Annotated in this window: 7 protein-coding genes; 1 reads left to right on the plus strand and 6 read right to left on the minus strand. The window is 70.6% G+C overall.

From position 1 onward, the window contains the following. Positions 1-19 precede the first annotated feature (19 nt). The 6 genes from NLX83_RS15040 to NLX83_RS15065 form a co-directional block, all read right to left on the minus strand. Entirely contained in the window at positions 20-3691 is a 3672-nt protein-coding gene (locus tag NLX83_RS15040) for a multifunctional oxoglutarate decarboxylase/oxoglutarate dehydrogenase thiamine pyrophosphate-binding subunit/dihydrolipoyllysine-residue succinyltransferase subunit (protein ID WP_254235452.1), read from the minus strand. A 166-nt stretch (positions 3692-3857) separates the two neighbouring features. Next, a complete protein-coding gene (locus NLX83_RS15045; RefSeq protein WP_254236231.1) occupies positions 3858-7589 on the minus strand; it encodes an ABC transporter ATP-binding protein in 3732 nt (1243 codons plus the stop codon). A gap of 21 nt (positions 7590-7610) precedes the next feature. Then, positions 7611-8447 (minus strand): ABC transporter permease subunit, encoded by an 837-nt coding sequence (locus NLX83_RS15050; protein WP_254235453.1) that lies wholly within the window; start codon positions 8445-8447, stop codon positions 7611-7613. Next, on the minus strand, positions 8444-9382 hold the full coding sequence (locus NLX83_RS15055) for an ABC transporter ATP-binding protein (RefSeq protein WP_254235454.1): 939 nt from the start codon (positions 9380-9382) through the stop codon (positions 8444-8446). Before NLX83_RS15055 ends, NLX83_RS15050 begins: the two co-directional genes overlap by 4 nt. Before the next feature lie 170 nt (positions 9383-9552). After that, on the minus strand, positions 9553-10257 hold the full coding sequence (locus NLX83_RS15060) for a hypothetical protein (protein WP_254235455.1): 705 nt from the start codon (positions 10255-10257) through the stop codon (positions 9553-9555). 5 nt (positions 10258-10262) lie between these two features. Then, positions 10263-10469: a hypothetical protein gene (locus NLX83_RS15065; protein ID WP_254235456.1), complete on the minus strand. Its 207-nt coding sequence runs from the start codon at positions 10467-10469 to the stop codon at positions 10263-10265. A gap of 477 nt (positions 10470-10946) precedes the next feature. Between NLX83_RS15065 and NLX83_RS15070 the strand changes: the two genes are divergently transcribed. Next, positions 10947-12086: a nucleotide disphospho-sugar-binding domain-containing protein gene (locus NLX83_RS15070; RefSeq protein ID WP_254235457.1), complete on the plus strand. Its 1140-nt coding sequence runs from the start codon at positions 10947-10949 to the stop codon at positions 12084-12086. The last annotated feature ends 1 nt before the right edge of the window (position 12087 follow it).

Consider the following 12087-nt stretch of genomic DNA (forward strand, 5'->3'; position numbering starts at 1 on the left):
CGTGAACCACGAGGAGAACCTACTCGAAGGCCTTGTTCATCAGCTCGGCCTGCTCGACGTCGTGCACCTTGCCGGAACCGGCCGACGGGGCCGCCATGGCACGGCGGGACACCCGGCGGATGCCGGACAGGCGGTCGGGCACCAGCTCGGGCAGGGCCAGGCCGAAGTACGGCCACGCACCCTGGTTCGCCGGCTCCTCCTGGACCCAGCGGATGTCCTTGGCGTTGGGGTAGCGCTCCAGCGCCTGGGTGAGCTTCTTGTACGGCACCGGGTAGAGCTGCTCGACCCGCACGATGGCGGTGTCGGTGGCGCCGCGCTTCTGCCGCTCCGCGTTGAGCTCGTAGGAGATCTTGCCGCTGCACAGCAGGACCTTGCGGACCGCGGACGGGTCGCTCACCAGCGGGTCGTCCAGCACCGAGTGGAACTTGCTGCCCTCGATGAACTCCTCGACCGGGCTGGTCGCGGCCTTCAGGCGCAGCATGGACTTCGGCGTGAACACCACCAGCGGGCGGTTGATGCCGTCCAGCGCGTGCCTGCGCAGCAGGTGGAAGTAGTTCGACGGGGTGGACGGGACCGCCACCGTCATCGAACCCTCCGCGCACAGCTGCAGCCAGCGCTCGATCCGGCCCGAGGTGTGGTCGGGACCCTGGCCCTCGTGGCCGTGCGGCAGCAGCATCACCACGTCCGAGCGCTGGCCCCACTTGGCCTCGCCGGAGGAGATGAACTCGTCGATGATCGGCTGCGCGCCGTTGACGAAGTCACCGAACTGCGCCTCCCACAGCACCAGGGCGTTCGGGTTGGCCACGGAGTAGCCGTACTCGAAGCCCACGGCCGCGAACTCCGACAGCGCGGAGTCGTAGACCAGGAACTTGGCCTGGTCCTCGGTGAGGTTCTGCAGCGGGGTGTACTCCTGGCCGGTCTTGCGGTCGATCAGCACCGAGTGCCGCTGCACGAAGGTGCCGCGCCGCGAGTCCTGACCGGACAGCCGCACCGGGCGGCCCTCGGCGACCAGCGAACCGAACGCCAGCAGCTCGCCGAACGCCCAGTCGATGCCGCCCTCGCGGGCCATCTTCGCCCGCCGCTCCAGCACCGGCTTCACCCGCGGGTGCGGGCTGAAGCCCTCCGGCAGGTTCACGTGCGCGTCGGCGATGAGCTCCAGCGTCTGGCGGCTGATCGCGGTGGGCACCTTGGTCGGGATGACCTGGCTGGCCTCCACCGAACCACTGGGCGCGGCCTGGTGCTTCTCCAGCTCGCGCACCTCGTTGAAGACGTGCTCCAGCTGGGTGGCGTAGTCCTTGAGCGCGCTCTCGGCCTCCTCGACGGAGATGTCGCCGCGGCCGATCAGCGCCTCGGTGTAGCCCTTGCGGACGCTGCGCTTGGTGTCGATCACGTCGTACATCGCCGGCTGGGTCATCGAGGGGTCGTCGCCCTCGTTGTGCCCGCGGCGGCGGTAGCAGACCATGTCGATGACGACGTCCTTGCCGAACGCCTTGCGGTACTCCACCGCCAGCTTGGCCACCCAGACGCACGCCTCGGGGTCGTCGCCGTTCACGTGGAAGACCGGGGCGTCGATCATCTTCGCCACGTCGGTGCAGTACTGGCTGGAGCGCGAGGACTCCGGCGCGGTGGTGAAGCCGACCTGGTTGTTGACGACCACGTGCAGCGTGCCGCCGGTGCGGTAACCGCGCAGCAGGGCCAGGTTCAGGGTCTCGGCGACCACGCCCTGACCGGCGAACGCGGCGTCGCCGTGCATCAGCACGGGCAGCACGGTGAAGCCCTCGCCGCCCTTGTCCAGGATGTCCTGCTTGGCCCGGACGATGCCCTCCAGGACCGGGTCGACCGCCTCCAGGTGCGAGGGGTTGCAGGTCAGCGAGACCTTGGTCTCCCCGTCGCCGAACATGCGGAAGTACTTGCCCTCCGCGCCCAGGTGGTACTTCACGTCACCGGAGCCGTGCGCCTGGCCCGGGTCGAGGTTGCCCTCGAACTCCCGGAAGATCTGGGAGATCGGCTTGCCGACGATGTTGGCGAGCACGTTCAGCCTGCCGCGGTGCGGCATGCCGATGACGACCTCGTCCAGGTCCTGCTCGGCGGCCTTGTCCAGCACGGCGTCCAGCAGCGGGATGACGGTCTCGCCGCCCTCCAGGGAGAACCGCTTCTGGCCGACGTACTTGGTCTGCAGGAAGGTCTCGAACGCCTCGGCCGCGTTGAGCTTGCTCAGGATGTAGGTCTGCTCGGCGCGGTCCGGCTTGGTGTGCGGGACCTCGATGCGCTCCTGCAGCCACTGGCGCTCGTCCGGCTTGAGGATGTGCATGTACTCGATGCCGACGGTGCGGCAGTACGAGTCGCGCAGCACGCCGAGCACCTCGCGCAGCTTCATCCGCTCCCTGCCGGAGAAACCGCCGACCGCGAACTCGCGGTCCAGGTCCCACAGGGTCAGGCCGTGCGAGAGCACGTCCAGGTCGGGGTGCTTGCGCTGCCGGTAGTTCAGCGGGTCGGTGTCGGCCATCAGGTGGCCGCGGCTGCGGAAGGCGTCGATCAGCTCCAGGACGCGGGCGGTCTTGTCGACCGCGCCCTCGGGGATGTCGGTGACCCAGCGGATCGGCTCGTACGGGATGCGCAGCGAGGCGAAGATCTCGTCGTAGAAGCCGTCCTCACCCAGCAGCAGCTGGTGCACGCGGCGCAGGAACTCGCCGGACTCCGCGCCCTGGATGATCCGGTGGTCGTAGGTGGACGTCAGCGTGATGATCTTGCTGATGCCCATCTTGCCGAGCACCTTCTCGCTGGCGCCCTGGAACTCCGCCGGGTACTCCATCGCGCCGACGCCGATGATCGCGCCCTGGCCCGCGGTCAGCCTCGGCACCGAGTGGTTGGTGCCGATGGTGCCGGGGTTGGTCAGCGAGATCGTGGTGCCGGTGAAGTCGTCGTTGCCGAGCTTGCCGCCCCTGGCCTTGCGGATCAGGTCCTCGTAGGCCTGCAGGAACTGCGCGAAGTTCATCGTCTCGCAGCCCTTGATGGACGCCACCACCAGCGTGCGCTGGCCGTCCTTGCCGGGCAGGTCGATCGCGAGCCCGAGGTTCACGTGCTCGGGCGTCACCAGGTTCGGCTTGCCCTCGATCGAGGAGAAGAACCGGTTCATGTTGGGGAAGGACTCGACGGCCTTCACCACCGCGAAGCCGATGAGGTGGGTGAAGGAGACCTTCCCGCCCCTGGTCCGCTTGAGGTGGTTGTTGATCACGATCCGGTTGTCGGCGAGCAGCTTCGCCGGTACGGCGCGCACGCTGGTCGCGGTGGGAACACTGAGCGACTGCTCCATGTTCTTCGCGATCGCGGCGGCGGCTCCGCGCAGCTGCTTGTGCTCCTCGCCCGCGCCGGCGGGCTTCACCGGCGCGGCGCTCGCGGCCTTGGTCGGCGTGGGCTTGGCGGACGCGGGCGCCTTGGCCGCGGGGGCGGGCTTGGCGGGGGCCGCCGTTCCGTTCACCGCCTCGGCCTGCGCGGACTGGCTCGCCGGAGCCGGTTTCGTCGTGGTGCTGCCGTTGCCGGTCGCCATCTTCTGGGCGGTCGGCTTGTAGTCGGCAAAGAAGTCATGCCACGCCGGATCCACGGAGGAGGGGTCGTTGAGGAACTGTTCGTACATTTCCTCGACCAGCCACTCGTTCGGGCCGAATTGGGACGCAGTACTGCTGCTGGACACGGCCGCTGCTCGCCTCTATCCATCTGCTCGGGGTACAGACACAGGTGTTGCCAAGGCTAGCCCTCCGCATCGCGCGGGTGGTACACGGACGTACTCCTCTGGTGAGGGCTGGCTCACAGAATCGTTTACCTGATCGATTCTGAAGTGTAGAAGCCTCAAGGCTTCCTCAAGCCACCTCGGCCGTTCCAGCCCGCCACAGCCCGGCATACGCCCCATCCTGGCGCAGCAGCTCCGCGTGGGTGCCCTCCTCCACCACCCGCCCGTCCGCGAGCACCACGATGCGGTCCGCCCGCGCGGCCGTCGCCAGCCGGTGCGCGACGACGAAGGTCGTCCGAGGCGACATCGACAAGTCTTCTGTGTCCATTCTCGACCCTGCAAGCAGGTCTTCGGCTGCAGCCAAAACGGCGGCCTCGGTCGCCGGGTCCAGCGCCGCGGTCGCCTCGTCCAGCAGCACCACGTCGGGGTCGACCAGCTCCGCCCGCGCGAGCGCGACGAGCTGCCGCTGCCCCGCGGACAGCCCTTGGCCACGCTCGCCTACCTCCTGGTGGAAACCGTGCGGGAGCCGCGCGACCACCGGCAACGCGCCCACCCGTCGCACCGCCGCCTCGATCTCGGCCGGAGTCGCGTCCGGGCGGCCGTAGCCGACGTTCTCCGCCACGGTGCCGGAGAAGAGGTGCGCCTCCTGCGGCACCACTCCGAGCCGCCTGCGGTAGCCGGGCAGGTCGTAGTCGCGCACGTCCACGCCGTCCACCAGAACCGTTCCCTCGGTGGCGTCGTAGAACCGCGCGATCAGCTTGACCAGGGTCGACTTGCCCGCCCCGGTCGCACCGACCAGGGCGACCGTCTCCCCGGGCCGGACGCGGAGGTTGATCCCGGACAGCGCGGGCGCGTCGGTGCCCGCGTAGCTGAAGCCGACATCGCGCAGTTCGACCTCGCCGCGCAGCCGCGGCGGCACTTCGCGCGGACGCGGAGCGGGTGGCACGGAAGTCGGCGTGCGCAGCAGTTCGCCGATCCGGTGCAGACCGATCTTGGCCTGCTGGTAGCCGTCGAAGACACCGGACAGCTGCTGGATCGGCGAGAAGAACAACGCCAGGTACAGCAGGAAAGCCAGCAGCACGCCCGGAGTCAGCCCGTCGGTGGCGACCCGGTGGGCGCCGACCGCGAGGACCGCCGCCTGCACCAGGTCGGACAGCATCGTGACGAACGGGAAGTACGTGGCGATGTAGCGCTGCGCCCGCAGACGGGAGCGCCGGTAGGCGTCGCTGCGCTCCGCGAACTCCTCGGCCGAGCGCTCCTCGCGGGTGTACGCCTGGGCCACCCGGAGACCGGAGACGTTCTCCTGGAGGTCGGCGTTGACCGCGCTGACCCGCTCCCTGGCCTCGGCGTAGGCGACCGAGGAGAGCCTGCGGAAGATGAGCGTGGCCACCAGCAGCACCGGGAGCGCGGCGAGCGCCACCAGCGCCAGCCCGGGATCGGTGAGGATCAGCGCGGCCGAGATGCCCACGACGGTGAGCACGCTGACCACGGCGGTGGCGAGCCCGGTCTGGAGGAACGTCGACAGCGCGTCGACGTCCGTGGTCATCCTGGTCATGATCCGCCCGGCCAGCTCGCGCTCGTAGTAGTCGAGCCCCAGCCGTTGCAGGTGGGCGAAGCTGCGCACGCGCAGCGCGTAGAGCACGGTCTCGCCGGTTCGCGCGGTGATCACCGTCTGGACGGCGAGCACCACCGTGGCCAGTACGACGACGGCGACCCCGACCACGGTCGCGGTCCACAGCGGTCCGGCCGCACCGGCGCTGACGCCGTCGTCGATGCCGTAGCGGAACAGCGTGGGCAGCGCGATCGACGAGAGCGCGTCGACGGCCACCCCGATGGTCGCCAGCACCAGCGGCCACCGCACCACGCGCAGCAGGCGGCGCAGCCGGAAACCCGGATCGGGGGCGCGGGCGTCCACGTCACCGAGCCTGGGCGAGTCCTTCGCCGGTGGCAGCGCCTCGACCTGCGCGAGCAGCTCCGGCGTCGGCGGCATCGCCCCGAGCGCGCTGGCCACGCCACCGCCCCTCGGCCCGCTCACGCTCTCTGTGAACGTTCTGGTCGATGTGTTTTCTGGTGTCGTGACCGGCCACAACGCGCCGTCGCCGACATTCGGCGCGGTGACGTCCTCGATCGCATCACCGGGACCGGCGAGCAGGGAGCGGAACAGCGCGCACCGCTGCTCCAGCTCCGCGTGGGTCCCGACGTCGACCAACCGCCCCCGGTCGAGCACGGCGATCCGGTCGGCGAGGGCGAGCGTCGAGCGGCGGTGGGCGATCAGCAGCGTGGTCCTGGACTCCGTGACCGCGCGCAGCGTCGCGTGGATCGCCGCCTCGGTCGCCGGGTCCACCGCCGAGGTCGCGTCGTCGAGCAGGAGCACCCTCGGATCGGACAGCAACGCCCGCGCCAGGGCGACGCGCTGTCGTTGTCCACCGGAAAGTGTGAGCCCGCGTTCGCCGACCACGGTGTCGTAGCCGTTGGGCAGCGCGTCGATGAAGGCGTGGGCCTCCGCGGCCTTGGCGGCGGCCCGCACCTCGTCGTCGGTGGCGTCCGGCCTGCCGTAGGCGATGTTCGCGCGGACCGAGTCGGAGAAGAGGAACGCCTCCTCGAACACCACGCCGATGGCGCCGCGCAACGAGGCCGTCCGCAGCCGCCGCACATCGGCGCCGCCCAGTCGGATCGAACCCTCCTGGACGTCGTAAAACCTTGGCAGCAAAAGGGAAACAGTCGACTTCCCGGAGCCCGCCGGGCCGACGAGCGCCAGCGTCTCGCCCGGTTCCACCCGCAGCGACACCCCGTCCAGCACCGGTTCGCTGCGGGTGTAGCCGAACCGGACCCCGTCCAGCTCCACCGCCAGCGCACCGTCCGGCACGTCGACGGCGTCCGGGTCCTCGCGCACCTCCGGCTGCGAGTCGACGAGCTCGTAGACCCGCTCCACGCCCGCCCGCGCGAGCTGGCCCGTCACCAGCAGGCTGGACAGCATCCGGGCGGGCCCGACGAGCCCGGCGATGTAGGTGGCGAACGCCAGGAACGTGCCGAGGCTGATCTGGTCGTTCATCGCGAGCACACCGCCGAGGCCGAGCACGGCGACCTGGCCGATCACCGGCATCGCCGCCATCAGCGCGGTCGGTGGCGCGGTCAGCCGGGCCGCGCGCATCCGCTCGGCGAAGAGCCGCTGCGCCGCCACCTCCAGGTCCGCGACCTCACGTGACTCCTGCCCGAAGCCCTTGACCACGCGCACGCCGGTGACGGTCTCCTCGACGTGCTGGGCGATGTCGGCCGCGCGTTGCTGGGCCGACCACGTCGCGGGGAACAGGACGGTGCGGCTGCGCACCCCGATCAGCACGACCGCGGGCAGCACGACGAGCGCGACCGCGGTCAGCAACGGCGAGAGCCAGAACATCGCGCCGAGCGCCACCACGGCGAACACGAGCTGCCCCGTCATCAGCGGCAGCATCGCCAGCAGGGACTGCACGAGCTGGAGGTCGCTGATCGACCGCGACACGATCTGCCCGGTGCGCATCGCGTCCTGGCTGCCGCCGTCGAACCGCTGCACCGACGCGAAAACCTCGCGCCGCAGGTCGTGCTGGACGTTGAGGGACAGCTGGCCGCCCTGGTAGCGGCGGACGAAGGCGCTGGCGAACGCGAGCACGGCCAGCCCGACGAGCAGGCCGACCAGCCAGCCCAGGTTGTCCGTGTGCCCGGCGACCGCGTCGTCCACGGCCGTCCTGGTCAGCAACGGGACTGCCGCCTGCAGGCCGACGCCGAGCACGGACGCCCCGAACGCGGCGAGCACGACGCGCCGATGGCGCCAGCTCGCCGCGCTCAGGCGACGGATCCAACCGGGAGTTCTGGACACGGGAGCCAGGCTAGAACCCGGCACTGACACTCACGTGATGTCGCGCTGCTTGCCCACCGTCGAACCGGCCAGCACCACGAGGAGCGTGTAACCCAGGAAGATCAACGCGCTTGCCCACCAGATCGGCGCGCCCTCGGTCAGCGCCTGCCGCAGCGGGGCCACCAGCGGGGAGTCGGCCAGCCGCTCGGGCAGGTCGCCGAAGAACAGGTTCAGCGCGAGGTCCATGGTCATGTCGTTGCCCGCCGTGTACGGCAGGAACGGCGGGACCTCCTCGGCGCCCTGCGCCCGCAGGATCGCCGACAGCGCGCCCTCGACCAGCTGCGTGTAGAGCAGCAGGCCGAGCACCGCGCCGAGCTGGTTGCCGACCGCCGCGCCGAGACCGACCCCGAACAGCGCCCACAGCACCGACGAGACCACCCCGACGGCGCAGATCGCCAGCCACGACACCACGCTGGGGAAGCCCTCACCGCCGGAGCCGAGCACCGCGCCGATCGAGCCGAACACCGCGGAGGTGACCCCGTAGACCCCGCCGAGGGCCGCGTAGGCGATCAGCTTCGCGACCAGCACGGAATCGCGCGAACCCGAGGTGAGGTAAGTGGTGGTGATGGTGCGGTGCCGGTACTCCCCGGTCACCCCGATCACGCCGACCAGCGCGGCGAACAGGGTGCCGAAGGTCATCCCGCTCGCGAACATCGGCAGCGCCAGCGGCACCTGCTGGTCGATGTCCTGGATGTCCACGCCGAGCGAGCCGATCCACGCGCCGCCCGCGGCGAAGGCCAGCGTGATCAACGCGCCCGGGATGAGCATCCCCCACCACAGGTTGGTGGAGAAGATCTTGCGGAACTCCGCCTTCACCAGGCCGTTCACGCCGCCCCACCCCCGAGTCCGCCGATCTGGCCCTGCTCCCCGCTGGTCAGCTGGAGGAACATCCGCTCCAGGTCGGCCTGCTCCTCCTGCATGCCGTAGATCGCCACCCCGGCCGCCAGCGCGACGTCGGCGACCTGCTTGGTGTGCGAGCCGGTGACCGCGAGCCTGCCGTCCCGCAGCGTCTCCACATCGGTCAGCCCGGCCTCGCGCAGGGCGTCGACCAGCGCGTGCGCGTCGGCGGGCTGCACGAGCACCCGGCTGCGCTGGGACTTCCGCAGGTTCTCCAGCGGGCCCTGGTAGCGGGTCTGCCCGGCGCTGATGATCACGACCTGGTCCACGGTCTGCTCCACCTCGGCCAGCAGGTGGCTGGAGACCAGCACGGTGCGGCCGCTGCGGGCGAAGGACTGCATGAAGGTGCGCAGCCAGGCGATGCCCTCCGGGTCCAGCCCGTTGGCGGGCTCGTCCAGCACCAGCACCTGCGGGTCCCCGAGCAGCGCGGTGGCCAGGGCCAGCCGCTGCCGCATGCCGAGGGAGAACTCACCGGCCCGCCGGTTGGCCGCCGTCGCCAGGCCGACCAGGGCCAGCACCTGCTCCACCCGCTCGTCCGGCAGTCCGGCCGCCGCGGCGAAACAGCGCAGGTGGGCGCGGGCCGACCGGGTCGGGTGGAAGCTCTGCGCCTCCAGCACCGCGCCGACCACGGTCGCCGGGTTGTCCAGCCGCTCGAACGGCAGGCCGTTGATGGTGGTGCCGCCCGAGGTCGGCCGCACCAACCCGAGCAGCATCCGCAGCGTGGTGGTCTTGCCCGCCCCGTTCGGCCCGAGGAACCCGGTCACCGAGCCCGGCTCGACGGTGAAGCTGAGGTCTTGCACCGCGGTGACGGGCCCGAACCGTTTGGTCAGGTCCTGCACCACGATCCGGCCAGTGCCGTCGTGCACGCGTCCCTCCACGTGAGCTCTTCGCGCCCGGCCAGCTCACCGGACCCTGGCCATCCTGCCCCATCCCGGCACCCACCGGCCGCACTCCGGGCACGCCACGACCCGTTTCGTACTCATAGCCGGAAAGGGAGCGCTCCCAAACCCCGCTATGAGTACGAAACGGGCTTCGGTCAGTCGTTGAGGGCGTGGCGGGGTTTGGGGGGTGCGGCGTTCGGGGGCAGGAGTGCGGAGAGATCCGGGGAGAGACCTGCGGAGAGATCGGGGGTGAGTTCCGTGGAGAGAGCAGGGGAGAGGTCCGCGGGGGGAGAGGCTGGGATGACGGGGATCTCCGTGGTGGTCTCGGCTGGCGTCTCCGCCGGGATCGGGATCGGGATCGGGATCGGGCCGGTGATCTCGACCGAGGCCACGGTCTCCACCGCCCGGAAGTCCTCCTCCGCGCGCACCGAATCCGCCGGACGCATGTCCCTCACCACACCGATCAACTCGACCTCACCCACGCCGCTGGTCTCCCTCGGGTCCTGCTCACTGATCACATCGACATCGCTGATCCCGCCCACGGCGCGCAGCCGCCGGGTGAACGGGTTGCGGACCGACGCCCGCCGCTCCCGGTGCGTGGTGCCGTCGCCGATCAGGTGGCGGTGCGCCATCAACCACACCTGGCAGGGCCAGCGGCGCCTGCGCAGCCCCGCGGGGCACGCGCGGCAGCGGCCGTCCTGATCCCGCTGGTGCACGGTGAGCAGCAGCCGCCAGCCCTCCGCCAGCCGCTGGAGTTCGGCGCGCGCAAGCGGCAGCAGTGCGGAGGCGTCCCCGCTCTCGGCGGCCTGGTCCAGCATGGCCAGCCGCATCAGCACCGCCTGGCGCATCGGGTCTTCCATCGGCCTCATCCTCTCGGGTCCCCGGTCTCGGCCGCGGCATCGCTCGCGGTGCCGAGCGTCCGGTGCAATCGGTGGGTCTGCTGCGCGGAGAGCACGGCGGTCCCGCCGGGCGGAGCGACCACCAGTACCTGGTCCTCCTCGACGAGCACGGTGACCGAGCGATCCCGGCCGAACGGATCTCCGCACTCGACCCACCAGCGCTGGTCGTTCATGGCGGACCCGGATCATCGCGCGGCGCCTGCCGAACCACCACGTTCGGACACCCCGGCTCGGTCACTGGCAAGTCATCGGCGGCAGGCGGCACCGCGTACAGGCCGACACCGACAAAATCACCCTGTTGCCCCAATTGGTCCCACCGGAACGCGACCGCACGGGTAGCGCTGATCAAAAGTGTCCGAGGTGTTGCGACCGCCCAGGTGACCACCCCGTAAACTCCCCCGTGGCGGCCTGCTCCCGGTAACCCCCAGGCTGGTCGAGCAGGCCGCCCCGGCCTCCGCCGTACCCTGCTCGCCGCGTTGCGGCTTCGCCGGGTCGTCCTCATCTCGTTGGGGGGTCGAACCCCCCAAGCCCCCCACGTTGCGTCCCCCTCTGATCCAGCGTGGTTCATGTTGGTGCAGAGTTTGAATATCTTTGTTGCTGAGAATCTTTTCGAGGGGTTGGATGGTGGGGTCTAGCTGAGGGAGGAAAGCGTGCGGGTTTTGTTCACGTCATCGCCGGGGTTGGGGCACCTGTTTCCGATGATTCCGCTGGCCTGGGCGGTGCGGGCGGCGGGGCACGACGCGCTGGTCGCCACCACGGGGGACGGGGTGCAGCGGTCGGCGCAGGCAGGACTGCCGGTGGTGGACGCGGCGCCGGGGCTGGACGTGTTCCAGTTCTTCCAGGAGTCCGGGAAGGGCTCGAAGTTCACCGACTGGGGGCACCTGCGCAAGCTGTTCCAGGAAGATCCCGCCAAGGCCATGGACCTCGTCGCGGAGCGGTTCGCCGCGCTCGGCGACCGGCTCAGCGAGGACATGCTCACCGCGGCCCAGGGCTGGCGGCCGGACCTGGTGGTCTTCGAGCAGATGGACTCCGCGGGCCCGTTCGTCGCCGCGAAGCTCGGGATTCCCGCCGTGCAGCACAACTTCGGCGTCGCACGGGGCGTCGGTGAGGTGGCGATGTACGCCAAGCACACCGCCGCCTACGACCGGCACGGCGTCACCAGGCCCACCGAAGCCGCGGCGGTCATCGACGTCGCCACCGAGGGGCTCGGCGGCCCGCAGATCGGCTGGCCCATGCGGTACGTCGCCTACAACGCGGGCGGACAGCTGCCGGAGTGGCTGCTCGCCGAGCGCGAGCGGCCGCGCGTGTGCGTCACCCTCGGCACGGTCGTCGGCAGGCTCTCCGGCGTCGGCGCGCTGAAGCAGATCGTCGACGCGGCAAGGGAAATGGACGCGGAGTTCGTCTTCGCGCTCGGCGACAGCGACCTCTCCGACCTCGGTGAGCTCCCGGAGAACGTGCGCGTCTCCGGGTGGATCCCGCTGAACTCGCTGCTGGAGAACTGCGACGCGGTCGTGCACCACGGCGGCTCCGGCAGCACGTTCACCTCGCTGGCGCTCGGGGTGCCGCAGCTCGTGCTCCCGCACGGCGCCGACCAGTTCGACAACGCCGCGATGGTGCGCGCGGCGGGCATCGGCCTGTGGATCGAGGAGTCCGCCGTTGACGCTTCGCACCTCACGAAGCTGTTGGAAGACAAGGAGATCCGGGCGGCGTGCGAGCGGCTCCGCGCGGAGAACGCGGCGCGTCCGCTGCCGGTCGACATCGTGCCGAAGCTCGTCAACCTCGTGGGCTGAA

The sequence above is a fragment of the Allokutzneria sp. A3M-2-11 16 genome, assembly GCF_024213555.1.
Lineage (GTDB): Bacteria > Actinomycetota > Actinomycetes > Mycobacteriales > Pseudonocardiaceae > Allokutzneria.

Bases quoted from the DNA above. Each gene is read 5' to 3' on its own strand.
- NLX83_RS15060 (WP_254235455.1), bottom strand. From the start codon at position 10,257: ATGGAAGACCCGATGCGCCAGGCGGTGCTGATGCGGCTGGCCATGCTG.
- NLX83_RS15065 (WP_254235456.1), bottom strand. From the start codon at position 10,469: ATGAACGACCAGCGCTGGTGGGTCGAGTGCGGAGATCCGTTCGGCCGG.